This is a genomic window from Flavitalea sp. (assembly GCF_035489435.1).
GTDB lineage: Bacteria > Bacteroidota > Bacteroidia > Chitinophagales > Chitinophagaceae > DATHKG01.
In genome coordinates this window covers 17,077-41,982 of record NZ_DATHKG010000015.1, presented here as the reverse complement: position 1 = coordinate 41,982, position 24,906 = coordinate 17,077, and the positions used below count along the sequence as shown (strand labels likewise).

19 protein-coding genes are annotated in these 24,906 nt (G+C 41.3%); 12 read left to right on the top strand and 7 right to left on the bottom strand.

Going from position 1 to position 24,906, the window contains the following annotated elements:
• Nucleotides 1–99: 99 nt before the first annotated feature.
• The 6 genes from VK664_RS01605 to VK664_RS01580 form a co-directional block, all read right to left on the bottom strand.
• The gene (locus VK664_RS01605) at nucleotides 100–555 is read right to left on the bottom strand and encodes a DUF5990 family protein (RefSeq protein WP_461396846.1); all 456 of its coding nucleotides are present in this window, start codon (nucleotides 553–555) and stop codon (nucleotides 100–102) included.
• Nucleotides 556–559: 4 nt separating this feature from the next.
• A complete protein-coding gene (locus tag VK664_RS01600) occupies nucleotides 560–1,687 on the bottom strand; it encodes a twin-arginine translocation signal domain-containing protein (protein WP_461396845.1) in 1,128 nt (375 codons plus the stop codon).
• Between the two features lie 35 nt (nucleotides 1,688–1,722).
• Nucleotides 1,723–3,960, bottom strand: coding sequence for an outer membrane protein assembly factor BamB family protein (locus VK664_RS01595; protein WP_461396844.1), 2,238 nt, complete (start codon nucleotides 3,958–3,960; stop codon nucleotides 1,723–1,725).
• 105 nt (nucleotides 3,961–4,065) lie between these two features.
• Nucleotides 4,066–4,866 (bottom strand): energy transducer TonB, encoded by an 801-nt coding sequence (locus VK664_RS01590; protein ID WP_461396843.1) that lies wholly within the window; start codon nucleotides 4,864–4,866, stop codon nucleotides 4,066–4,068.
• Nucleotides 4,867–5,000: 134 nt separating this feature from the next.
• Entirely contained in the window at nucleotides 5,001–5,621 is a 621-nt protein-coding gene (locus VK664_RS01585; RefSeq protein WP_461396842.1) for an HD domain-containing protein, read from the bottom strand.
• Between the two features lie 54 nt (nucleotides 5,622–5,675).
• Nucleotides 5,676–6,695, bottom strand: a complete 1,020-nt coding sequence (locus VK664_RS01580) for a helix-turn-helix domain-containing protein (RefSeq protein WP_461396841.1) — start codon at nucleotides 6,693–6,695, stop codon at nucleotides 5,676–5,678.
• 95 nt (nucleotides 6,696–6,790) lie between these two features.
• Between VK664_RS01580 and VK664_RS01575 the strand changes: the two genes are divergently transcribed.
• The 7 genes from VK664_RS01575 (at nucleotide 6,791) to VK664_RS01545 (ending at nucleotide 11,967) form a co-directional block, all read left to right on the top strand.
• The gene (locus VK664_RS01575; protein ID WP_461396840.1) at nucleotides 6,791–7,444 is read left to right on the top strand and encodes a hypothetical protein; all 654 of its coding nucleotides are present in this window, start codon (nucleotides 6,791–6,793) and stop codon (nucleotides 7,442–7,444) included.
• 182 nt (nucleotides 7,445–7,626) lie between these two features.
• Nucleotides 7,627–8,229 (top strand): RNA polymerase sigma factor, encoded by a 603-nt coding sequence (locus VK664_RS01570; RefSeq protein WP_461396839.1) that lies wholly within the window; start codon nucleotides 7,627–7,629, stop codon nucleotides 8,227–8,229.
• Complete coding sequence (locus VK664_RS01565; protein WP_461396838.1) at nucleotides 8,226–8,735, top strand: hypothetical protein; 510 nt, start codon at nucleotides 8,226–8,228, stop codon at nucleotides 8,733–8,735. The genes VK664_RS01570 and VK664_RS01565 overlap by 4 nt, the downstream gene beginning before the upstream one ends.
• 53 nt (nucleotides 8,736–8,788) lie before the next feature.
• Complete coding sequence (locus VK664_RS01560) at nucleotides 8,789–9,244, top strand: hypothetical protein (protein WP_461396837.1); 456 nt, start codon at nucleotides 8,789–8,791, stop codon at nucleotides 9,242–9,244.
• A gap of 66 nt (nucleotides 9,245–9,310) precedes the next feature.
• Nucleotides 9,311–10,693, top strand: a complete 1,383-nt coding sequence (locus tag VK664_RS01555) for a hypothetical protein (RefSeq protein WP_461396836.1) — start codon at nucleotides 9,311–9,313, stop codon at nucleotides 10,691–10,693.
• Nucleotides 10,694–10,738: 45 nt separating this feature from the next.
• Nucleotides 10,739–11,179, top strand: coding sequence for a hypothetical protein (locus VK664_RS01550; protein ID WP_461396835.1), 441 nt, complete (start codon nucleotides 10,739–10,741; stop codon nucleotides 11,177–11,179).
• Between the two features lie 110 nt (nucleotides 11,180–11,289).
• A complete protein-coding gene (locus VK664_RS01545; RefSeq protein ID WP_461396834.1) occupies nucleotides 11,290–11,967 on the top strand; it encodes a TVP38/TMEM64 family protein in 678 nt (225 codons plus the stop codon).
• On the opposite strand, the gene VK664_RS01540 is transcribed toward VK664_RS01545, so the two are convergent.
• A complete protein-coding gene (locus tag VK664_RS01540; protein ID WP_461396833.1) occupies nucleotides 11,968–12,405 on the bottom strand; it encodes a hypothetical protein in 438 nt (145 codons plus the stop codon).
• A 767-nt stretch (nucleotides 12,406–13,172) separates the two neighbouring features.
• Between VK664_RS01540 and VK664_RS01535 the strand changes: the two genes are divergently transcribed.
• The 5 genes from VK664_RS01535 to VK664_RS01515 are packed head-to-tail and all read left to right on the top strand — an operon-like array spanning nucleotide 13,173 to nucleotide 24,811.
• Nucleotides 13,173–16,427: a SusC/RagA family TonB-linked outer membrane protein gene (locus tag VK664_RS01535; protein WP_461396832.1), complete on the top strand. Its 3,255-nt coding sequence runs from the start codon at nucleotides 13,173–13,175 to the stop codon at nucleotides 16,425–16,427.
• 34 nt (nucleotides 16,428–16,461) lie between these two features.
• Nucleotides 16,462–18,057 carry a SusD/RagB family nutrient-binding outer membrane lipoprotein gene (locus VK664_RS01530; RefSeq protein WP_461396831.1) on the top strand — a complete coding sequence of 532 codons (1,596 nt, stop codon included), beginning with the start codon at nucleotides 16,462–16,464 and terminating at the stop codon, nucleotides 18,055–18,057.
• Between the two features lie 22 nt (nucleotides 18,058–18,079).
• Nucleotides 18,080–18,700, top strand: a complete 621-nt coding sequence (locus tag VK664_RS01525) for a hypothetical protein (protein WP_461396830.1) — start codon at nucleotides 18,080–18,082, stop codon at nucleotides 18,698–18,700.
• A 41-nt stretch (nucleotides 18,701–18,741) separates the two neighbouring features.
• Entirely contained in the window at nucleotides 18,742–21,975 is a 3,234-nt protein-coding gene (locus tag VK664_RS01520; RefSeq protein ID WP_461396829.1) for a WD40/YVTN/BNR-like repeat-containing protein, read from the top strand.
• Nucleotides 21,976–22,033: 58 nt separating this feature from the next.
• Complete coding sequence (locus tag VK664_RS01515) at nucleotides 22,034–24,811, top strand: M14 family metallopeptidase (protein WP_461396828.1); 2,778 nt, start codon at nucleotides 22,034–22,036, stop codon at nucleotides 24,809–24,811.
• Nucleotides 24,812–24,906: the final 95 nt, after the last annotated feature.

Below are 24,906 nucleotides of genomic sequence, written 5' to 3'. Positions count from 1 at the left end.
CAAAATAATAATCGGGTTGACCAATCAATCTTACCACGAAGCCCAGTTTAATACCGAGTTTTTTTGCGAGTGGAGTTCCCGAATAGCCTGGTGTTTTTATCATTTCGTGATTGGGTCATTGTTTATAAAATGCCAGCCTGCGAAAGGTTTTACAGTAGCACAGTTTGGACCACCGTCTTTACCGGTTCCCGGAACCTTTGTAACCATTATGACGGTTGAATTTCCTGATAATACATCAGGTGTTTCCATAGAGATGTTTTTTAGGGGAATTTTTAGCCGACGACTCCATGAAGTGCCAAACTGGCCCGCAGTTGTTCCTATATCAATATAAATAAAACGTTCACCGGCGGGACCCTGCACAAATGGACCCGAAAAGTCAGGGGAAGAGGGGTCGGTATTTTTTATCATAATAGAAAAATTGAATTGCAGATCGCGGCCATCAGACCTTTGCTTTTCAATTGTTTCATAATTGTTTCCACTGCCTTTTTGAATTCCGTAATCCACTCCCGCCGGGGGCGCTTCCAAAATTATCCGTATTGGTAACTGAAGTTTCATGGCATCAGGATACAAGTGTAAGCTTTACAGGGGGTGTCTGGTTGGCGTTCCACTGGCAGACATACAAATTTTTCTCATCATCTATACAAACATCATGACAATGAGCAAACACGGCTGATTCATCCTGCAATACGGGCTGAAGTAATCCTTGTTTATAATCCGGAGATTTGCCTCCAGGATTTGAAATTACCTGGTTCTTTTTGTCAAGGATAGTTACAAAGCCCGAACGGTCTTTTCGTTTCCCGTTCGCATCTTTGGACCAACAGGTACCTGCATAAAGATTTTCACCGTTTATTACCGCACGACAAACATACATACCAGGCATATCAATCTTATTCAAATATTTGCCATCCATTGAAAAAACTTTGAAACAATTTTCTTCCCTTGATGTACAGATCAAAACCGGTTTATCTTTTTGCCTGTTGTCAACAGTAACCCCATGTGCATTGCGAAGGTTATGATCCGGATTCGAATTGTTATGCCCTCCAAAATGCCTGATATATTGGCCTTTGCTGTTATAATGGATAATATAATCTGAACCATAACCATCAGCAACATAGATATCACCATTGGGTGCTACGGCAGTCTCGGTTGGCCTGAACGGCTCTTCATCTTTGTAAATACCGATTGTGCGCGGGTGTCCGATTGCAAACACAAGTCTTCCATCTGTGGTCATCTTTACAACTTGTCCTGCCTGGCTGTTACCACCACCTTTCGGGTTATTGAAATAACCACAGTCTGTGATCATCAGGTAATCCGTTCCTCCTTCGTTTGAGATTGACAATCCATGTCCACCTGGAAATCCATGTCCCCAGGTATCAATGAGCTTACCGCTTTTATCAAAAATCAGTACATTATTTTTTGGTTCATCACCAAGCATTATCAGGTTGCCTTTAGAGTCTTGCACCATCTCATGACAGTTGGCAAGCGGAGTTGTCCCGGCATTGATCTTTGCCCAGGCTTTATCAACCTTGTACCTGTAGCTGCCATGCCCGATGATAAGATCCTCTGTTTTCGCCTGGCCGCCTTGAATGTTATCGATGTCTGAAAATGCGCTTACCGGGTTTACCCAGGCAGCTGCACCAGTTAATGCTGCATTTTTTAAAAAGTTTCTCCTTGATGGGTGTTTCATAATGTTAATTTAAGAATATTAAATGTACTGGCCCATCAAGGCAAAGAAAATGCAAGAAACTGATCGCCGCTTTTAGTACCAATCTTACCACCACCGCAGGCAATCACTACATATTGTTTTCCATTAACTGCATAAACTGCCGGGGTTGCAAAACCGGCTGCCGGCAATGATGCTTCCCATAAAACCTTCCCTGTGGCTTTATCGAATGCCCTTATTTTAGCGTCTTTTGAAGCTGCAATAAATACCAGCCCACCTTTGGTCACGACAGGTCCGCCATAACCCTCCGTTCCGGTAACGGGTATTCCTTTTTTGGTAAGTTCGGCATACTCACCCAATGACACTTTCCAAAGTAATTTGCCACTGTTAAGATCAACGGCATTTAATGTTCCCCACGGTGGTTTAATACCCGGATAACCATTTTTATCATTGAACCTGTTATAACCTGTCATGGTGAATGGTATCTCATCCAGTATCGAGGTTGCTGCCACCGCAATGACATCATCTTTTCGTGCAGAACCTGATTTAACAATTTTTACTTCATCACCTGGCTCTTTGGATTCAACATTTAATAAATAAGTTATCAACGCTTTTTTATCATTGTCAGCAATTTGTTTGAAAGCTGGCATCATGTTTCTTCCGTTTGAAATGATCGCACTGAGCTTCTCCTCGTTATATTTTTTTTCAAGATTAAGCAATGATGGAAACGAACTGCCGTTGCCTTTAAGTCCGGTACCATGACAGCTCAGACAATATTTTCCATAAACATCACGACCGATTCCCCTGAGAGATCTATCTGATGTTTTTTTCGGCACATCGATCATTGTCAGCGCCCAGGGTAACTCTGAGCTGTTGATATATAAAATACCCGTTTCAGGATCAACAGCTGCCCCACCCCATTCTCCTCCTCCATCAAATCCAGGGAATATCCAGGAGCCATCTTTTCCTGGTGGTTCAAACATTCCTTTGCGTTTTACTTTGAGATATTTTTCCATCATATCCCGGTGGGTTTCCGGGTCAAGATCTGTTACATCAGATGAATCAAATGTTTGCCTCGCAAATGGTTCAGGCAAGGTTGGAATTGGTTGAGTAGGCCAGGTTTGTTCGCCTGGGAGATCAGATCCTGGAAACGGCTTCTCTTCAATCGGGAACACAGGCTCACCATTTTTCCGGTCAAATAAAAACACATAACCATGTTTGGTTATCTGTGCAATTGCATCAATATTTTTTCCATCTTTTTTTATTGTGATAAGATTTGGGTTGGTCGGCAGATCACGATCCCATAGATCATGATGAATAGTTTGATAATGCCAGATGTATTTGCCAGTGGAAGCTTCAAGAGCAATAAGGCTGTTCCCATATAAATTTTGTCCTTTGCGAACACCACCATAAAAGTCTCCACTCACCGAGCCGGTTGGAATATAGACCACCCCAGTCTCTTCATCCAGGGCCATCCCACCCCAGCTGTTAGCTCCGCCCAGTTTTTTCCAGGCATCTTTATCGGGCCAGGTTTCATAGCCTTTTTCACCAGGCTGCGGTATCGTGTTAAATGTCCAGGCAAGTTGACCAGTCCTGGCATCAAAAGCCCGGATAGAACCTGGTGCAGCATCAGCAGACTCACCCACACGCATACCCGAAATCAAAAGATTTTTATATACTACTCCGGGCGTAGTGACTACTATATAGGGATTGTATGTTCCCTGTTTCCTTCCGGCGTTATCCGCAAAATCGATATGCCCGTTTTTCCCAAAACTTCTTACGGGTTTGCCTTCCTTTAAATCAATTGCATAAATTTTGGAACCTGCACCATAAAAGATACGTTTGTTTTCACCAGCCTCATCTGCCCAATATATTACTCCGCGGCTCACCTGGAAAAAAGCATTTGGAATTTTTGCTGTAGCAGTATCTTCTTTTGCAGGATCAAAACGCCATTTTTGAATACCGCTTGCAGCATCCAGGGCAAATAATTTCAATTGAGGAGAAACACCGTAGAGAATACCTTCGATTACGATCGGATTGCATTGGATCTGTGAGCGGCTACCAGTGTCTTTATCTCCGGAGCTATAACTCCATGCTAATTTGAGAGTAGAAACATTTTTTTTATTAATCTCGTCATTAGATGAATATCGAATACCGTCCTTAGAGCCGGCATAAGCGGGCCAACCGCTGTAATCATGGGGAACATCCTTACGGTTCTTACAGGATAGCACGGCAATAATTGCCACAAGGCCAAAAAGATAGAATATATTTCTACCCTGGAAAGTTTTTTTACTCATGTTGCTTTTGTATAGGCAGGAAGATCTGCTTTGGGATCTCCTCAATTACCTTAACAAGTATACATGAATATAATGAGTTAGCAAACTGGAAAGAGAATGCAGGTTTTATGAAGCTGTTTTTCGAGATTGTTTTTCTTCTTTTGTTTCATCTTTTATAATAATTACAACAGGTTGTATAAACCAGGCTTCAACTGGTTTATTTAAATAAATTGCGGGTTTCCATTTTGGGGATTTCATAACTAAACGGCGGGCTTCCTCCTCCATACCATATCCAGGTGTGTTTATCGCTTCAACATTTACAGGCTTCCCATTTTTGTTTATCATAAACCTCACCCTTAATTCATAGCTACCCGGAGGTGCGCCTAGTTTTATTAAATTCCTTGTTTGAATATTATCATTGAGATAAGCTTTCCAATCTGCAGCACCCGTAGAAAAAGACGCTTCTTCAATAAAAACAAAGTCTTCAATCAGCCTGCCTTTAACATCAAAAGCTTCCGTTATTGACTTTTTTGATTTAGGATTGATGCGATGGTGAACATGTAATTTCCCGTCCGGATAATAATGATAAGTATCATTCAAAATACCATCTCCATTATAAATTGTTGAATCTTCTGTTTGCCCGGTTTCGTAGTACCTCAACAACAAGCCACTTGCTTTTGAGAAGATGGTATCATTATAAAAAGATTTACAATTCAGCTTTCCCGATCTCACCCAGTAGGAGACACAATTGTATCCTGCACTGACTTTCTCCATTTCTGTATAAAAGAATGCAGAACCTTTATTAGCGGGCGCCCATAACGAATCAAAATACCGGGTAAGCTTAGGTGTCTGAGCTTTTGCTCCGGTACTGATAAAAGAAAGAATGATGATGGTTAATGAAATTCGGAGTTTTGCCAGGTTTGTCATTTCTTCAGAATAAATGGGTAACAGGGTAGATTTAACTTTTAAACTACCAAAATAATAAACTTTTCACGCCGGTGCAAGTAATGAAAAACACCAATCTTAAAACAATGCGGACAGATAGCCAGTTTTGCCCGAATTCACTTTTTTCGAAGTATGTCAAGTTCCCGGGTGATATTTTCCCTTGCTTTTATTTCATACTGGCTATAAAAAAATTCAGTATGATATATACAGTTCTTCGCCAGGAAACTTTCCAGAACTTTTGAACGGCCGGGATTATAAACAAAATCAGGATATAATTTATATTCTTTTCTCACAGCAGATGCATAAGACAGGTACTCTTCAGAAGATTTACCTAAGATGGCTAAATCTGCATCGGCAAAAAACCTTATATCGCCTGTTGTACTATCACCATGTGTCTTTGTGTTTACTATGATCTCGTTGCATAACATAACCCGTTCCTGATCTATTGAAAGTTTTTTCAGTCTTTCGTTCGCCAGTTCCGCACTCCTTTCCTCATTATCCTGCCTCAATACATTGTATATGATATCATGGTAAGCGATTGCAAAAATGACGATCTCCCAGTCAGAAAATCTGGCTTTGAGAGGCTCCAGTTCAAAAAACAGATTATCGAGATGATTAATATTATGATAATGCCGGTTCGTTTTTGAATAATTGGCATGAACCTCTTCCCACATTTTCAGAGCTTGTTCTTCTTTGGAATATCTTGAAACTATAGAAATAAATTTGGCGTTGAACATGATTGCGATTGTTGGTACAGTATTATATTGGCCGGAAAATCCAGTTTAGTAAACTTAGATTTCCAAATTGTGCTTTTTCTTAAGCAACTTATTGGGAGAAAATCCAAACTTCTTCTTAAATGCATTACTGAAATGTTGCAGCGATGAATAACCAAAGCCGGATGCAATTTCTGTCGATGTTTTATCACCCCTTAGCAAATCATTTTTAGCCAGTTCTAACCTGGCATCTGACAAATAACCAAAAACAGTATTCCCGAAGACCTCTTTAAATCCTCTTTTCAATTTGTATTCATTGATGCCAACAATCTTTGCCAGTGCCGTGAGAGCTGGTGGCGACTCAATGTTATTCAAAATATATTCCCGGGCATATTTTAGACATTCTAAATCATGTTTGGTCTTTACATATTTATACGAAGGCAAAAAAGCAGCATTGCAGGCCTCGGCCTGCACTACTAAAAATTCAATGCTCTTTGATAAGAGGTACATTTGTTTCAATCCATCTTTATAACGGCAATTGATGATATCATTGATAATGTTGAGCATAGCAGCATCAACCGGAAGGTTATTATTTGACAGTGCACACCTTCTTCCATTCATTATGTTTTCACCAAAACGTTCCAGCGCCTCATTCCCTCCCTGGGTCAGCCGAAGAAATGTATCTTTTGTAAACTGGATGAAAAACATCGAACTGTGCAGATGGGCGGATCTGAGAAAACCTTCATTTATGTCGTCACCATTCGCATAATAAAGATTGTGCTGATAACTTCCGAAAGCTGCCTGCGGTCTGTTTGTTTGACTACCGATAAATACAGAGCCTTTTAGATTTGCCTGGAGCGTAACCAACTCAGCTTTGATTTGGTAATTCCATTTCAAATCAACCGGTTTTTTATAGTGCCAGTCCGAATAACCCAAACGTATACCGTCAAAATACCAATCCTGCATATTAACATCAACAAAAGGCAGACTAAGTTTTTCCGATTGTTCAACAAGATTCATATCTGCTGAACCATTCATGAAAAAATCATTCAGTAGTTGAAAGTTTTTTCCCGGTATGTTCCTGATTTCAAAAGCCATAATTGCTCCGCTATTTGTAAGATATACTCCTTTTAATATAAGCTCTGATCTATGGTTGGCAGGTACATTTACCTGCTAAATATAATATGTAAAAAATGAAAAAATCACCGCTTTATTCCTGGACCGGATTGACTGGCATCGCACTCTACCTCCTTGTCTTATTGGAAATCCCACTTTATTTTGTTTATACACCAACGGCCAGTGGTACACCACCAGTCAATATCATACTTGCACGCATCATCATCGATCTCTTTATTTGTCTTGGATTGATTGGATTCTTCAGCGGGTTTAAAACCATCATTTCAAATCATTATCCTTCACTCGAATGGGCCGCAACATTTATTTTTGCCTTGGGACTGGCCTTTGCAATTGTTGCATTTATTGCTGATTCTATACAGGCTGGGTCAGTATGGATCGCGAAATCAAACCCCGTGGATCCTACCTGGGTTGGCTATGGCGGGGAGGGAGCGCTCCTGATCTATGGGCCAATCAACCGCCTGTTAACCGCGACCATCCTGATTGCAAGCGGAGCAGTGATCCTTAAAAGCCGGATGATTCCGGTGTGGACAGGCTGGCTGGCATTTGTTATCAGTTTATATAATCTTGCTTTCATTCCCACGATTTTCTTCATGACTACACCCCTGGATTTTTACAGCGTCAATGGCTGGAACATCCCGATAGCTGCAGGATTGTTTTTCATGTGGGTGTTTATAATCAGCATTTTATTCCTGCGAAAAAAGATCTCTTAATGTTTGACTTTGGGCAAGATGTTTGACTTTGGGCAAGGTTTGTCCTGAATCAACCCTGTTAATTGGCAATTCGTCACTTAATTGCCAATTCTTTTATTGAAAACCCCGATTTGATCTTTGATGTTCCGGATATTTAAAAGTTTTTGCAACATTATCCGGCTTCATCAGTCAAATCCCAATAAGTGAACCATATTAGTGAAAATAATGAATCAGACCGGCGCCTGGTAAAATCCGTTTTGTCAGGAGATACCCAGGCGTTTGGAAAGATCATCAAAAACACGGAGGGACTTGTGGCTCAGATCGTATTTAAGCTGGTAGAAAACAGGGAAGACAGGCGGGACCTCGCCCAGGATGTGTATCTTAAAGTATTTGCAAACCTTTCCGGCTTCAAATTTCAGTCAAAATTGTCGACCTGGATAGCGCAGATTGCTTATAATACCTGTATCAGTCAGCTGCAAAAAAAGAAATTATCGCTTACAGATTTGTTCCAGGGTGAAAACGAAGGGATCGAATATTCAGATAACCACCACCCTGCCTCAGCAGATCCGGAAATTGAAACCATGGTTTTTCAAAAACAGCAAGCAGCGATATTGAAAATTGAAATCGAAAAGTTGCCGCCACTGTTTAAAACCCTGATAACGCTGTTTCATAATGAACAGCTGAGCTATGAGGAGATTGGCATCATCACCGGGCTGCCTACAGGAACTTTGAGGAGCTATCTTTTCAGGGCAAGAAAAATGTTGAAAACAAATTTGCTGTTGAGGTATAAAAAAGAAGAACTATGAAGAACGGGCACCTTACTGATGAAATGATCCAGGAGTTTATCTGGAGCTCAGAAAATCCTGACTTATCCGCAAGGGCTCATATGTTGACCTGCGAACATTGTAAAACCCGGGCAGAAAATTACCAGTTGCTTTTTACTGAAATTGAGCAACTGTCTAAACCTGCTTTTAATTTTGATCTTTCAAAACTAGTCCTTAACCAGGTTATGGAACAAAATCCTGTGGCAAGTCTCAACGCAGATCCGTTATTAGCTACAATACCAGCAATTGAGAAATTGAATGGTCCCAGGCGGAAAAATATATGGCCGGGAATCATCATTACATTGATGACAATCGGATTAATCGGAACACCTGTTTACCTGTTCCTGGACTCGATCCAGGATATCATTTCCGAGGTTTCTACTATGGTCACCTATCTCATCATAATGACCGTTGTGCTGATCGCTGCTTTTCTTGTCTTCGATGAGTACCGGAAATACAATCACCAAATAAACAGCCTCGATATTTAAATTACCTGCAACATTATCTTAAGGCTTCAGTCTAATTAGAAAATTAACAACAGATGAAAAAAATCACACTACTCACCGGCACTGTTTTGTTGTCACTGGCTTTGAACGCCCAGGAAAACATCAATTACGATCCTTTCCGGGACAGGGAATTTATTGAGAAGACTTTGCAGGCAACAGCCATCGTACTGGTAATTTATCTTATCTCAAATTTCTTCCTCTCCATCATCAGACTGTTCCTTGACTACAAGTTAAAAAATAAAATGATGGACAAAAATGCTTCAGAGAACATCATTCACCAGTTTTTACAGCCGCAGAAAAAAGATACCAGGATTACTGCAGTCAAATGGGCGATCATTGTCGGAGGTGTAGGACTTGGCTTTACACTGATGCTGCTGTTTCCCCCATTTGGGATTCACTCGGTAATGATCATGTCTTTCTGTATTTCGCTGAGTTTTCTATGCTATTATTATTTTATCAAAAAAACAGAAGCACAGCCGGCGCAGAATTAAAATTAACATGCCGATTAATTAATTACCACCTGACTTAACACCTACACTTTATCACAATTATACAATATGAAACCAGTTCTGATATTTCTGACGCTGCTTACTCTTTCCCTCAGCATATACTTCACTATTCAGCGCTTTGACAGGCATGGGGTGTCAACCATGCGGATATTCGACGGTACTAACGATCAGGAGTTGAGCACAAAAGGAAAGATCATTTTCAACGAAGCTGAAACGGCCGTGGAAAGTATATCACCTAACGGCTTCCTGAAATATAAAAACAATGATCTGAAGCTTAAGGTAGAATTAAAAGAAGGGCAAATCGTATACCAGCTGACTGAAGACGGAAAGAACCTGAATGTAAATGAAGCCAACGGCAAACGGGTACTTGCTGAAACCATCAAAGCAATACTTGAAACCGGGTTTGATGCAAGGGGAAGAGTAGAACGCCTTTATAAAAAAGGAGGAGTACCGGCAGTGATGGCAGCTGCAGGGACCATGCAGCAAGATTATACCAAAGCAATTTATTACGATTACCTGATCAATACAGATACACTTTCCAATGCAGATTTGCTGGAAGTCATCAAAAAAACTGCAACGATAGAAGCCGACTTTGAAAAAGCAAAATTACTTCGATCATTATCCGGTCAATTGAATGACTCTGTGCTTACCGTCGCTTACCTGGATGTTGTAGACGGAATGGATGCTGATTATGAAAAAGCCGGGGTGCTTAAACATCTTATTAAAAAATCACCTGACAGCCTCGCTTTCCAGGGCATCTTAAGAACAATTGCGGGAATGAATGCTGATCATGAAAAAACACAGGTACTAAACCTGATGATAAAGCAAACTCCACTCGATTCAGCCAGGGCAGTGGGTATTCTTGCGGTAGTTAAAGGCATGGGTGCTGACTTTGAAAAAAACAATCTTTTAAAACAATTCTCTGAACCATTAAAAGATTCGGCTACGGCCCAGGCTTATCTGCAAGTGGTTAATAGCATGGATGGAGATTTCGAAAAAGTACGCGCATTGGAGAATCTCCTGAATCAACCTATTAGTGCAGCGATATTTCACGAGATGGCGCTGATTGCCGGTGGCCTCAATGGTAACCATGAAAAATCAGAGCTGTTGAAAAAGATGCTTGATCGTAGCAGTGAAGAAAATCAGCGTATCAGCCGGGTGTTAATGGTTGTCCATGATATGGATGGTGAATTTGAGAAAGTAAACCTGATGAAAAAGATCGCTGATCGAAATTCGGTTACAGAAGATGATTGGGTGGCACTGATCTCAGAGGCAGGCCGGGTGAATAACGATTTTGAAAAATCAAATTTATTAACGCATATAGCGGGAAGAATGCCGCGAACTGAAAACATTCAGTCGGCATATACAAAAGCGGCCAAAACCATTAATTCCGAAATGGAATATGGCCGTGCATTGAAAGCAAGTGAATAATCATTGTATTATATTTTCGATTAGCAACGGATTAAAACATTACAAATGAAAAAAATAATCTTAAGCCTTTTTTTTCCGGGTGTCCTCGCATTCGGTACGAATGTTCTGCATGCCCAATGCAACATCACATCAGTTTTTACTTCATCAAAAACGCTCTACCTGGATTCAACCAATACCATAGTTCGGACGGAAGATGAAAACACTACCATAGAAATAAACAAAACAGAAATTATTATTTCACCTGGCAATGAATCTGGCAGGACAATGAAAGGTGTATTTATTTCAAATGCCTGTAATTGGAAGGTTCCTTTTAAAGAAGGTAAAACGGTGATTAAGACCGTTATTGCAGACCCCGGTGATGACCCTGGCGCTGTTACTATTACTATCGAAGGTAAAGCCGGCGTTGTATCGCTGATGGTTACTATAGATAAAGAACCAAACAAACGTATAAAAGTTATTGCGGATAAATTTGAAGAAAAAAAATAAATCGGCGGGATAATCCCAGGTGATTCAAAGACCTGGTAAATTTTAACCGGACTGCGAGCTATCACAAGGGCGAATCCTTTATTTTTATAGCTTATTTTATAAGCGAAGCTATGAAAAAGCGCCCTCTTATTATTTCAGTTTCCTTATTGGGAATTCTTATTGGCTGTTATTTTCTCATACCATCTTTCCAGGATTTCATTAAAGAAGGTTTCGATGTCTTAACAAGCGATGATCAGCAAAGAATCAGCAAGTGGGTGGGCGGATTGGGCTGGGCCGGACCCGTTTTACTGATTTTGATAATGGTTTTTCAGATGTTCCTTTTTGTTGTTCCAAATATCCTTCTGATGATTGTTGCAATCGTTAGTTATGGGCCGGTATGGGGTGGGCTAATCTCATTGCTGGGAGTTTTTGCATCTTCGTCATTGGGCTATCTGATCGGAAAACATCTTGGCCCGGTAACGGTGCAGAAATTCATGAGCGAGAAGGCACAAAAAAAGGCCAGTGAGTTTATTAAAGAGTACGGGGTGATAGCCATTGCCATTACCCGACTTTCATCTTTATCGAATGACTCATTAAGTATTGTCGCGGGCCTTTTAAAAATGAAGTACCATAAGTATATCCTGGCCACTCTTTGTGGAATAACCCCACTCATTGTGTTGCTGGCGATTTATGGAAATAACGGAAAGATCCTGACCGCCCTGATCTGGATTGCTGCGGTGTCCTTAGTATTGTTAATTATCTATATAATAATATCCAGGCGAAAGAAAAGGAAGTCAGGTCTTTCGTAATCAACGCTGGGTTACCTTAACAAAATTGCCGTCTTGTGCAACCGTAGCATCATGGCGATGTTTCGTTGTTTCCACTGAAAATTTATAGTGAGTTCCATCAACCCTGTTGATTTCAGTGATCGCAAAAGGCACAGCATTGTTGAATCTTTTCTTGATAGCCATCATCACCTTAATCGGCAAGTCGGCATAGAAAATATTGCGCATTGTACCCAGCAAGTCACCCTCAGGACTAAAGAACGCCTGGGCACCTCTTCCGTAAAGCACAAAAGATACTTTTCTGTAATCCCCTTCATTGGTCCATTTCACACATTCAGCTGCCGGAAAAGATTTCTGAAAAACCTGCTCTGCTTTATCGCCAAAATTAATTTTATCATTTGCACTAAGTGCAGAAATTGATATTACGAGGAGTAGACTGATTGAGAAGATAATCTGTTTCATAATTAAAGTTTTTGATGATGAATTGTCTATTGTTACATGCCAATCCATATACCATTTTCTCAGTAGGTTAATTATGAAACGCTTACATTCTATGCATTGTGGCGAGTGTTTGATAATGATACAATCAGTGTATCACTTTATATAGTATCCTTCTATTCATGATAGCATTGTTCTTTTCGTGAATGATCTTGATTTTAAAATTGAAGTGTTAATGAAATTATAACGAAAAGTTTAAAAGATAAGTTTAATACAAATCACTACGCCTGCTATCATATCCATCCATAGAGTAAGCGGCATAAACTTTCAAGGATAAATAACTTTGCAGATCGACAGCCTCTTATCGACATTTTCGCTTAACCATTAGTGATAGGATATAACATTAATTAACGCCTGTTTTATTTCATCTAAAGCATCAATTGATACTTATCAATTATTTTTTATGTTTTCATAGTATTTTTCTAACTAATCAAAAGTTTACACGATAAATTTCAGCACTTCGGTTATATTAATAATAAATTAATATTTTGAATCCTCGATTCATGTCCTTGGATTATGCTAATTTTATCAAATCACGCACACATATATATTTTATATATGTTATGATACGTCTTGTTTCAATCAACTGCTTGTCTTCCCAACGCTTGTATCAGCCACCCAGATAACGATTTACAGTTTGACTGCCCGGTTCTCGACAGAACAGGATAGAATTATCAATTCCAGCCATATATCTTTTTCAGGTAGAAATTTTTAAAAACCAAACAACTGATATGAAGCAAATTTTAATCTTCATTCTATGCTCCTTTTTTATTTTTTTAAAGGGAAATGCACAGGAGAAAACAATTACCGGTCAGATTACTTCCCAGGATGGCGCTATTTTACCAGGAGTGAGTGTAGTGGTAAAAGGAATGTCTAAGGGAACAGCAACCGATAAGGAAGGAAAATTTACGATTACTGTTCCGGTTAATGCCAGCTCGCTTGTATTTTCCAATGTAGGTTTCCAGGAGCAGGAAGTACCTGTTTCTGATAAACCATTTATCAATGTTAAGCTGGTAGAAAGCTCTGCCACCCTTGATAATGTTGTTGTAACAGCTGCAGGTATCAGAAGACAAAAAAACAAACTTGGCTATTCTGTAAGCACACTGAATGCGGATCAGCTGGCACAGAAATCGGAACCAGATCCACTTAGATCATTAACTGGCAAAGTTGCAGGTGTAGATATACAAAGTTCAGGAGGTGTAGCCGGTGGAGGAACTAATATTACTATACGCGGTAATTCTTCTCTTGGTAATAATAACCAGCCTCTATTTGTAGTGGATGGAGTACCGTTCGACAATTCCAGTTTTGCAAATGCGGGCTCTGCATCAGTGGGAGGAGCCGGTGTCACAAATCGTGCTTATGACATAGATCCCAACAATATCCAAAGCATGACCGTACTAAAAGGCGCAGCTGCCGCGGCACTATATGGCTCCCGGGCAGCCAATGGTGCTATAATCATTACCACTAAATCCGGTAAAAAGCAAAGCAGGAAAGGCACTGAGATTACTTACAATTCAGGTTATTCTATTGAAAAAGTTTCAGGTCTACCAGAATATCAGACCAGGTATGGACAAGGTACTAATAACGACTACCGGCATGGCGTTTATGCGTCTTGGGGACAACCTTTCCCTGGAGTAACAAGCATATTACCAACCCGTGAAACAATACCACACCAACTAACCAGGCAATTTGACGCAACCGTGTTTCCCCAGTTCTATGAGGCAGATGGTAAAACCCCCATACAGATTCCATATAAATCCTATGCAGAACAGAATACAAAAGACTTTTTCAGAACAGGTAGCGTGCTTGAAAATGCGCTTTCAATTTCTTCAGGGAGCGAAAAAGGAAACTTCACCGCTGGCATTTCAAGAACAAGTAACCGCGGTGTAGTTCCATCGAATGAAATAACCCGCACCTCCATAAATGTGGGCGGGAACATCAAACTGGATAATAAATTCTATGCAAGTGGCTCAATCAACTATGTTGTAACCCACCAGGAATCACCCCCTATCGGCGGGGCTACCGGCTCGATCATGAGTGCATTGATGTATGCCCCCACAAGTTATGACCTTTCAAATAACCCGTATGAAAATCCACTTGATGGCAGTAATGTGTATGATTACACCGGGCTCGACAATCCTTACTGGTCAGTATTACATAGTCCCACCACTAGTGATGTGGACAGGTATTATGGAAACTTTGTAGTGGGTTATGATCCACTACCCTGGTTAAACATCCAAAACACAGTAGGTTTTAATGCTTATACTGACAGGAGATTAAGTGTGAGAGGAAAAGGAAGCTCATCTTATCCCAATGGAAGCATTACCAGCGATGATATTTACCGGCAGGAGTTAGATAATACGTTATTGGCAACCGTCAGTACATCCATCAATAAAAACATTTCGTTCAAAGCCATCCTGGGAAATAATATCAACCAGCGCCTCACCAATCGTAAAGTATTTTATGGTGATAATATCATAGTTGCCGACCTCAATAGTATAAACAATACCAGTTCTATAACACCAGTACAGTTACAAAACAACCGGAATATGCTTAAACAAAGATTTTACGCATTTTTCACGGATCTGACCTTTGAATATAAAAACTTTCTCACATTGAATATCGTTGGCCGAAATGATATTTCTTCAACCTTACCGGCAGATAACCGGAGTTACCTATATGGTGGTGTAAATGGTTCCTTCATATTTACACAGGTATTGAATTTGCCGAGAAATATCATTTCATTCGGTAAGATAAGAGCCGGATATACGCAGGTTGGTAACGAGGCGACTCCTTATCAGACATTAAATGTGTATCCGATTAATACCTCATTGGGTACGTCTTCCGGGGTTGGCTCTGTAGGGGCGCCGTTTACGGCTCCCGGCGGCGCAGCAACGAATATAGTAACACAGGCCGACCTGCTGGCGAATGCAAATCTGAAACCGGAATTTATTACAGAATTGGAAATGGGCGCTGAACTGCAATTCCTTAACGGTAGAATCGGAATAGATTTTACTTACTACAACAAAAAAAGTACTTCACAAATATTCCAGGTAAGTGCAGCACCATCTACTGGCTATACAACCCAGATTCTTAACCTGGGTAAAGCAACCAACAGCGGCATTGAAATAGGTCTGACAGCTTCGCCTGTTAAAAGCAATGGCAAAGGTTTCAATTGGAACATAGCAGCCAACTTTACAAAAAATGAAAACATCATAAATGATCTCGGCGGTTACCAGAGTTTTAGTTATGGTGGTGCAAATGGTACCAGCAGCATTCATATTGTAGGGCAGCCCTATGGTTTGATTCTTGGAACAGCCTTCGCAAGAGATGAGGAACAAAACATCCTGATTGACCCAAATACAGGCAAACCACTGACATCAGGCACATTGCTTCCAATTGGAAATCCAAATCCTGATTTCCTGTTAGGTGTCACAAATTCATTCAGGTTCAGAAATTTTTCCATGAGCATTTTGTTTGACTGGAAACAAGGTGGGGATTTATTTTCAAGTACTGTAGGCAATATGATTTCACGCGGGGTAACCAGGGATACTGAAGAACGTGAATTTGTGATTGTGGCACCGGGTATACTTGGCGATATAAATACGTTGAAGCCACTGCTGGATTCAAGGGGAAACAAGATCCCGAACAATGTTGCAATGAGCTATGAAGATCATTTCTTTTCAGGTGGTATGGGTCCAGGTGGAGTAAGCGAAGGTTCAATACTTGATGCTACAGTTGTACGTCTCAGGGAAGTATCATTGGGATACGAATTACCAGCAAAGCTTTTGAAAAATAGTCCTTTTGGATCAGCATCAATTTCTGTAAGCGGACGTAACCTCTGGTACAATGCACCCAACTTTCCCAAATACACAAATTTTGACCCTGAAGTCAGTTCGTTGGGTGTAGGTAACTCAAGGGGTTATGATAACCTGGCTGTGCCTACCACGCGGAGATTTGGTGTTAACCTCCGTTTCAGTTTCTAATAAAAGGTCATTCATCATTTAAACAGCAGAGATCATGAAATCCACATACATAAAACTCACTTTTTTACTATCCGCAATTTTTCTACTTGGAAGTTCGTGTAAAAAGTTTGTAGACATCAATGATGATCCCAATAACATCACCACCGCCGAGCTTAGTTTATTATTGCCATCAACCCAGATATCAATGGCAGCTAATATGTATCAACTAAACAGTGGCGCAGCTACTATCGTTCAGCACACTATATTTTCTTCCGGTCTCAGCCGTTTTCAACAAACAGGCACCAGCTTCGATGATTCCTGGAATGGATTTTACAGCCAGACATTCATCGATATCGAAACATTAATCAAGGACGGCACAGAACAACAGCAGTGGGGATATGTCGCCATTGCAAAACTGGAAAAGGCTTACCTGTATAGTATGATGGTTGATATGTGGGGAGATATACCATATTCCGGTGCAAGTCTTGGCCAGGAAAACCGCAGCCCTGCCTTTGAAAACGGTGGTGAGATTTATGATAAAGTTTTTGCCCTGATTGCCGAAGCCATTGCCGATGCGAATAAAACAACATCAGCTACACTGACACCTGTCACTGCTGATATTATCTACCGCGGCAGTAAAGACTCTTGGATAAGAATGGCAAATTCACTGAAACTGAAATTATTTAACCAAATAAGATTAGCTGATGCTGCAAAGGCGGCTGCAGGCATTAAAACTTTGATTACTGCACCCCTGATAAACTCAGCCGCAACGGACTTCACCTTTAAGTTCGGACCTTCACAGAATCCAAATAACCGACATCCATGGCACAGGTCTGAATACCAGGGAACGAAAACGTTTTATATGAGCCAGTCATTAATGGATATGTTATTCACTAATGATGACCCAAGATTGCGTTATTTTATTTACCGTCAAAACGCAACAGCAGGTCTGAATAACGCCTCCAACAGCAATGGCTATTATGGACGTAACCCAGGAGATGGCACTTCAGTACCGGCCGATCAGACAAGAAGAGCAACATTTGGAATTTATCCTGCCGGCGGTTTGTACGATAATGCTCCCGTGAATAATATACCGGCTACCAATGTATTTCTGACCAATACGGGCACCAGCGGAACAAACAAAGTGGTTGCTGTTTCTGACGGAACCGGTGCTGGTCTTATGCCCCTCCTTACAAATGCCATGGTTTATTTTATGAGAGCCGAGGCAGCTTTAACACTGAACACAGGAGAAGATGCGAGCCAGCTTTTTAAAGATGGTATTACAGCAAACCTGAATAGCATAAGCGCTTTTGCCATTGCAAATGGGGGCATAGCTATACCGGCATCTACAATTACTGGTTTTGTGAATAGGTTAGCTCAGAATTATTCCTCTGCAGTTGATAATAACAAAAAACTTGAGCAAGTGATGACACAAAAGTACATTGCCTCTTTTGGTAACGGAATGGAAACCTATAATGATCACCGGCGAACAGGTTTGCCTGTTTTGCGCCCTTTGTTATCTCCATTGAATGTTTATCCTTTAAGACTTTATTATTCACAATCCGAGTTAACCACAAATACATCAGTAAGCGCAATAGCCGGTGAAATTCAAATAGCCCAACAAACTACACCGGTTTTCTGGGACAAATAACTCAGCATATAAAATTTACAATATGAAACATATATCAACAGCTGGATACTTATTGTTATTTATATCAAGTGCCTGTTCAACAAAAAAATATGAGTGGGAAGATTATAAGTATACGGCTGTACCAATAGTCACAGTCAATACATCAAAATCAGCCCTACCAACAGTTGACGCAGCGAAAACTTCCTTCTTTAATCTCAAAGACCCAAATGTTGCAACACAGCAATTCGAATTTATATTAGATTGGGAAGGGTTCGGGAAAGAGACGGTCAGCTCAATTGACGTGTATGTTAGTTACAATAAAAAAGAAGCAAGCGCCCCTGCTTATCCCATTGTAATCAGTAGTCCCGGTAATCAATACCCGAATATCTTCCAGTTTCCATTGCCAAGTATAGTCAGGACTACTGATAAATTTCTGGAGACAGCAACAACCTTTCCAAAAACCTATACATTTACAGCCGGCCAGCTGGCAACTATTGCAGGAGTGGATACAAAAAACATAGAGGTAAATGATTATTATTTATTCAAATTTATTTTAAATCTTGGCGATGGCCGAAAGATCGTGACCTTCTTTAATAATGTTTGTGACGAATCCCGTGGAGAACCAGGTGACTGCAGGGTTGGGGCCAGGTTTAAAAATCAATAATCAAAAACAAGCGACCCTTTCAAATAAATTAACATTCAGATATGAAAATGAAAAAAGCGATTAGCGGTATTGCTTTGGTAATTCTTGCTGCACTGGTAACGACCGATCAATTAACTGCTCAGGGCACCGCTATTAAGTCGGCCCTGGTTAATAAATCAAACCTGGATCCTCAGTCAAACGCTGACATTATGAAATCTATGCAGTGGCGATTAATAGGACCTTTTCGCGGCGGACGTTCAGTTTCTGTAACTGGCCATCCAACAGATAAAATGACTTTTTATATGGGTACTACGGGGGGGGGAGTATGGAAAACTACTGATGGCGGTGAAAGTTGGAAAAACATTTCTGACGGCTTCTTCAAAATGGGTTCTGTCGGGGCGATTGAAGTATCAAAATCAAATCCTGATATTGTTTATGTTGGCATGGGTGAACATACTTTACGAGGAAACACTTCTCATGGTGATGGTGTATATAAGTCAACGGATGGTGGCAAAACCTGGTCGTATATGGGCTTGAAAGATACCTATCACATCGGCAGACTGATAATTCATCCAACAAATCCGGATACTGTTTATGTAGCGGCTATTGGTCATGCATTTGGTCCAAATGAAGATCGTGGCGTATTCCGCACCAGTGATGGCGGTAAAACCTGGAAAAAAATCTTATATAAAAACCCCAACGCGGGCGCGATTGATTTAACCATGGATCCAACAAATCCCCGTATCATATATGCTTCTACTTTTGAATTTCGTCGCTTTGAATGGGGGGTAAGAAGTTCCGGGCCAGGAGCAGGAATACACAAAACCCTTGATGGTGGCGAAACCTGGACCGACATCACCTTGAATCCGGGATTGCCTACTGGTAAGAATCGTGGAAGAATAGGGCTTGCTTTATCACCTGCAAGGCCGGAACGAGTCTGGGCTATCATTGAAGCTGAGAACAACCAGACAGGTATTTATCGCACTGATGATGCAGGTGCTCATTGGCAATTGATGAGTCAAAATGCCGAGCTGCACCAGCGTCCCTGGTATTATCATCATCTCACCGCTGATCCAAAGGATAGTTCAAAACTTTGGGTGATGAATATTGGATTCTGGAAATCTGCTGACGGTGGTAAAAAATTCGCGGCTGTATCCACTCCCCATGGAGACAATCACCAGCTTTGGATCGACCCGAAAGATACAGACAGAATGATTGAAGCAAACGATGGCGGAGCAACAGTGACATTTGATGGAGGCAAGTCCTGGTCATCTATTTACAACCAGCCCACTGCCCAGATGTATCATGTAATTGCTGACAACAAATTTCCTTACCGTGTTTATGGTTCACAGCAGGATAATTCAACGATCTCGGTTCCGATGAGGTCTGACAATGGTGCCATTTATCCGGATGATCTATACTCAGTTGCCGGTGGTGAGTCTGGCTATATTGCTTTCGATAAAAATAATCCTAAACTTATTTTTGCGGCTAATCACCACTGGATCACAAAGCTGAACATGGAAACAAACCAGGTTTCAGATGCTTCGGTTGTTCCCGAAGATAATTATGGCTACGGTTCTGCAGACATCAAATATCGTTTTCAATGGACGTTTCCAATTGTAGTATCGCCACACAACAGTAATGTATTATATGCTACGTCGTCCTATGTTCACCGTTCTTTGGACCAGGGAAACAGCTGGCAGGTAATCAGTCCAAACTTAACCCGCTCCGATTCAGCAACCCTTGAAAAGACCCCAACCAGGGATAAACCTGAAATTGGAAAAGACTGGGGACCGGTAGTACGCGATAATACAGGCGTGGAATGGTATGGAACAATATTCGCTTTTGCGGAATCACCAATAAAAGCAGGCCTGCTTTGGACGGGCTCCGATGACGGATATATTAACCTTTCAACCGACAATGGAAAAACATGGAAAAATGTTTCTCCAAAAGGTATCCCCGAATTCTCACGAATCAGCATTATTGATGCTTCAGCCCATGATCCTGCAACTGTATATATTGCAGCAATAAGATATAAGCAGGATGATTTTCATCCCTATATGTATAAGACCAGCGACTATGGCAAAACCTGGAAGAAAATTACCAACGGGATTCCCGAAGATGAATTTACAAGGGTAATCAGGGAAGATCCCAAACGCAAGGGCTTATTGTATGCTGGTACAGAAAAAGGAATATATATATCTTTCAATGATGGTGAAAACTGGCAACCACTGCAGTTGAACCTACCGGTTGTACCAATACATGATCTGGCCATCCAGGATAACAGCCTTGTTGCAGCTACTCATGGCCGGTCTTTTTGGGTATTGGATAATCTGTCAACACTTCAGCAGATCAGTGCCGAAGTTCATAGTTCTGTTGTTTACCTGTTTAAACCCGCTGCCACTGTAAGATACCGGGGTGGTGGCAAACGTTCGGTTATTGGTTTTGAAGGTGCAGGACCACAAAACGTTGGTCAGAACCCAGCTTCAGGAGTAACGGTGCAGTATTATCTTAAAGAAAAACCGAAGGGGACAATATCCGTTGAGTTTATTGATGCTTCCGGTAAAGTGATTAAATCATATAAAAGCAGGATAGATACAGCAACAGCTTTGAATAATTCAGACTCAGCTGCTAAAGCCGCTGAAACTGAAATGCGCGCACCCCCACGAAGAGGTGCCAGGCGGGAACCGGTTTTAACTGCCGCATCAGGCGGAAATAAATTTATTTGGGATGATATGCGCTATCCGGATCCTGCACCATTGGAAGGTATAGTAACTCATGGAACCGCAAGAGGGCCATTAATTATGCCTGGCAAATACAAAGTGCGGCTAACTGTAGATACGACGGTGATGACACAGGAGTTTGAGGTTGTAAAAGATCCACGGATACCAATTACCGCAGCTGAATACAAAGAACAGTATGATTTGCTTATAAAAATAGGCGAACAGACAACAGCGTTACGCAATGCTGTAAAAGAGATTAGAAAAATCAGGCAACAACTGGACAGCTCTAAATTAAACAACAAATCTATAGAAGCTTTACGTGAGAAAATGCTTCGGATTGAAGATGAACTGGTACAGGTTAAAGCAAAAGCAAACCAGGACCTGACTAATTATCCTGTAAAACTTGATACCAAATTAATTTCTCTGGCTAATTTTGTTGAATCCGGTGATGTAAAACCCCCGATGCAACATAAAGAAAAGTTTGTCGAATTATCTGCAAAGCTTGCCATTCAGCTTAAAAGTTTTGAGGAGGTTAAAAAAGAAGTTGCAGCAAAATCAAAACGGAGTTTTTAAAAGCGATAACTTGGATATCTTTCATTCCTAATTTAATGTCATTTAATAATTTTTTTTAATGATCCGTATTTTTTGTCTTTCGGTTTTATTTAACATCTATGCCTACGCGATGTTATCTGCACAAACAGTTCCGTCACCCAAAGAACATTTTGGATTTAATATCGGTGATGATTATAAACTTTCTACTTATACCCAGGCTGAGGCGTATTTTAAAAAGCTGGCTGCATCTGATCGCACTAAGTTGGTAGATATCGGGCTAACCGAAGAAGGTCGCCACCAGTATATGATGATTGTTTCCAGCCCGGCGAATATTAAGAAGCTTGATCACTACAAGGAGATTTCACAGAAGCTTGCCCATGCCGAGGACCTCAATGATGATCAGGCAAAGGCACTGGCTGCAGAAGGCAAAGCTGTTGTCTGGATCGATGGGGGCCTCCACGCTACCGAAGTGGTCGGGGCGCACCAGCTAATCGAAACCATGTACCAGTTCGTGACCAAAAACGATCCGGAAACCATGGAGATACTGGATAATGCCATTATCCTTTTTACACATGCAAATCCGGATGGACAGGAATTGGTTTCTGATTGGTATATGAGGAGTTCAGATCCTAAAAAACGTTCGTATTCACAACTTCCCCGGCTCTATCAAAAATATATCGGGCATGATAACAACAGGGATTTCTATATGATGAACATGAAAGAAACCCAGAACATTAGCCGGCAACAGTACGTTGAGTGGATGCCACAAATCATCTATAACCATCATCAGACGGGCCCTCCGGGTTCTGTTCTCGCAGGCCCACCTTACCGCGATCCTTTTAACTATGTTTATGACCCATTAATGGTTACCAGTTTAGACGGGGTTGGAGCAGCTATGAACAACCGACTCAGTAGAGAAGGCAAACCCGGTTACACACAACGTTCCGGTTCAAATTATTCAACCTGGTGGAACGGAGGTTTGCGAACAACTTCCTACTTCCATAATATGATCGGGATACTTACTGAAATCATTGGGAGTCCTACCCCATCAACCGTGCCCCTTGTACCTGCGCGTCTCATTCCCAATATGGCTACACCATATCCGGTTACACCACAGGAATGGCATTTCCGGCAGTCCATTGATTACTCAGTATCGCTTAATTATGCCGTTCTTAACTATGCAGTAAGTAATCGTAAGGATCTGTTATATGGTATTTACCATATGGGCAAAAATTCCATTGATAACGGCAGTCGCGACTATTGGGGTCTTTCTCCAAGACATATAGACTCGATCAACAATGCTTTTAAAAAGGATCAAAGGAATACAAGAGCCGCCGAATCCGGCAATAATTCCGGGGGTATAAGGCCTGGATCCTTTGATACAATTCCTGTTAAATACTACAATATTGTTTTAAAAGATTCCACCCTTCGTGATCCGCGAGGGTATATTGTCTCTGCTGACCAACCTGATTTTCCAACGGCTGTTAAGTTTATAAATGCACTCATAAGGTCAGGTATATCGGTAAATAAGTCAACAGCTGAATTTGCTGTACAAGGAAAAAAATATCCTGCAGGTTCCTTTATTGTTAAAACCGCCCAGGCATTTCGTCCGCATGTGCTGGATATGTTTGAGCCCCAGGATCATCCCAATGATTTCTCATATCCCGGTGGACCTCCTATTCGCCCTTATGATGCAGCAGGCTGGACACCTGCCTATACAATGGGTGTTCAGTTTGACCGTATCCTGAACGACTTTGATGGTCCGTTTCAAAAACTGGCTTATGGAGATTTACAGGCACCTAAAGTTCAAAGCAATGTCGCTTCTTCTGCTGGTTACCTGTTAGATGCCCGCTCCAACAATAGCTTTATCGCTGTAAATGATCTGCTGAAAGCAGGTATTAAAGTATATCGTCTTCCAAAAGGAATTGCCGGCAATGCGAATGCAGGCCCCGGAACATTCTTTGTCCCTTCATCCGGAAAGACCATACTCCAAAAAGCGTCCGCTGACCTTGGGATAAAAATTACAGGTGTTGCCAAACAACCTGCAGATGCGGTAAAGGTCTCCCAGATGCGTATAGGCTTATGGGATACTTATGGTGGTTCTATGCCTTCCGGCTGGGTCCGATGGCTGATGGAGCAACATCATTTCCCTATCAATCTTATTTATGCCAATGAAATTGATAAAGGCAATCTTCGGGATAAATATGATGTCATAGTATTTGTTACAGGTGCCATCCCTGCCCCGGGAAGAGGTGGCAATGCATCCGGTGGATTTGGCGGCGGCAGGCAGCCAAACCGGGCGGAGATTCCAGCGGAGTATCAAAATACTTTAGGCAGGATAACGGCAGATACCAGTATTCCCCAGATCAAACGTTTCCTGGAGGCCGGTGGTTCTGTTGTTACCATTGGTAGCAGTACTAACCTTGCATATCATTTGGGAGTTCCTGTTCGCAATGCTTTGACGGAGATGAATGCCGGACAGGAAAGACCTTTACCAGGAGAAAAGTTTTATATCCCGGGAAGTGTCTTAAGGGTCAGTATCGATTCTACTCAATCTGCAGCCTGGGGTATGTCGGTTGAAGCTGATGTTTATTTTGATGCAAGTCCTGTATTTAAGCTTGCACCGGAAGCGGTCGTGAAGGGACAGGTAAAACCAATAGCGTGGTTTTCCTCAAACAAACCGCTGCGTAGCGGTTGGGCATGGGGACAAGCTTATCTCGAAGATGGAGTAGCTGCATTTGTGGCCTCCATAGGTAAAGGTAAATTGTATGCTTTCGGTCCGGAGATAACATTCCGTGGGCAGACCCAGGGAACTTTTAAATTTCTTTTTAATGAGTTGTACCAGGCAGGTGAGTAAAGCAGGTTGATTTAATAGCCGCTTTCACAGCCGTTAAATATACTGCCAGGTAAGTTTAGTCATTTAATCTAAATATCATCACATTAAATATCATC